Origin of the sequence: Paraburkholderia sp. SECH4, assembly GCF_030511745.1 — a bacterium.
Classification (GTDB): domain Bacteria; phylum Pseudomonadota; class Gammaproteobacteria; order Burkholderiales; family Burkholderiaceae; genus Paraburkholderia; species Paraburkholderia madseniana.
Window position 1 is genome coordinate 1 of the sequence record NZ_JALOCP010000115.1, and the last position, 1,489, is coordinate 1,489.

Annotated in this window: 1 pseudogene; it reads right to left on the bottom strand. The window is 57.0% G+C overall.

What is annotated here, in order from left to right:
* Positions 1 to 806: 806 nt before the first annotated feature.
* Positions 807 to 1,355 (bottom strand): annotated as a pseudogene (locus M0D67_RS41970) (IS5 family transposase); the annotation flags it as partial.
* Between the last annotated feature and the right edge of the window lie 134 nt (positions 1,356 to 1,489).

The following is a 1,489-nucleotide window of genomic DNA, read 5'->3' on the forward strand; positions in this document are numbered from 1 at the left end:
CAGATTCACCAGCATCCGGCTTGTTCACATTACGGCCCGCTCCACATTAGCCAAGTGACGTTGATATCAACGTCACTTCACGATACGCGCCTGGAGTCGTTTCACCTCTTCCTTGATGCGAGGCCAATCAGCCTGACTCCACATCCTGGTGGGGCGCGAGGGTGCACCAGCCTCAGTCGCCCCTGCTTGCGCAGTGCCACCAATCGCCGTCATCTGCCTTCCCTCCTATAACGATTAATCAAGTTCTCTCGCCATGAATGACCACGCGGAAGTCTGCCCGCTTTCGCGTCCGACCATGCTGCAGTCGGTATCCTCCCCGTTACAGGAAGGCGTTCGCTTTTTCCGCAATCCTCTACCCGCAGCACTAACAGCGTTCCTTGCGGTTCGCCTGCCGTCGCCGGCAGCACTACGGGCTTACCCTGTTCCGCAAGAATTTCAGAGCGGGACGGACCCCTCCTATCCGCCGGCGGCGCAATGTCCATGCTGGCCCAGCACACAGAGGCCAAACCTTGCCGCGTGCCATTTTGGCTCAAGCCTGTCAGCACATTTGGCTTGTCAATGATGACGACGTTTAATAGAGGTTCACGTATGTTGGTCGTTACCGCTCGTTCCTAGTCCCTCACCGCCCTTGTGCTGGCAGATTTCGCTTTCCCTCGCGGGTCCGCGTACCGAAACAGATCGGTGGTTACATTGTCCCCAGAGCTTCACACCGAGTCGTTACCGGCTCCGCATGTCTGGGTAGGAAACGGCTGATGGAACAGCCGGTTCGATCACAACGAATCCCGTTGAGTCGAACAGAAATTCAAGCGACTTTCAGGTCGCACATGCGCTTTCATCCCGAAGTACCATTGATTTCCCTTCTTCGTCTGGTGCATTTCCGGGTCCCGCGTACCTGAGGCGTTCTTCGTCGAGTTGGGCGCAGAAATCAATGTGGCGTCGACTACCGACCCGGCCTTGAGCATCAGACCTTTCCCGCTCAGGATCTCATTGACCAGCGCGAGCATCTGCACAGCCAGACCGTGCGCTTCGAGCAGGTGACGAAACCGCAGGATCGTGCTCTCGTCGGGCAATCGCGTCATGCCGTCGTCAAGCCCCGCAAAGTCGCGATACAGCGGCACGTCATAGAGCGCTTCTTCCATCGCCGGGTCTGACAGACCAAACCACTGCTGCATAAAGTGAATCTGCAGCATCGTGGCAATCGGAAATGGCGGCCGTCCCGTTTTACCCTTCGGATAGTGCGGCTCAATCAGGGCAATCAGTTGCGACCACGGCACCACGCGCCTCATCTCTTCGAGAAATTCCCGCTTGCGCGTGCGTTTCGTTGACAGATCCAGACCAAGGCCAAGTTGTGCCATCACGTCACCCCTTAAATTCTCCTGCTCCCAGGATAGTCCACGCTCACGTCAATGCCAGGACTTTTGCAGACTTTCCTTAGTGCCTTTCCTTGAATTGTTAGTGGTCTATTAGCGTTGCCCCTGTGCGGGGCGGC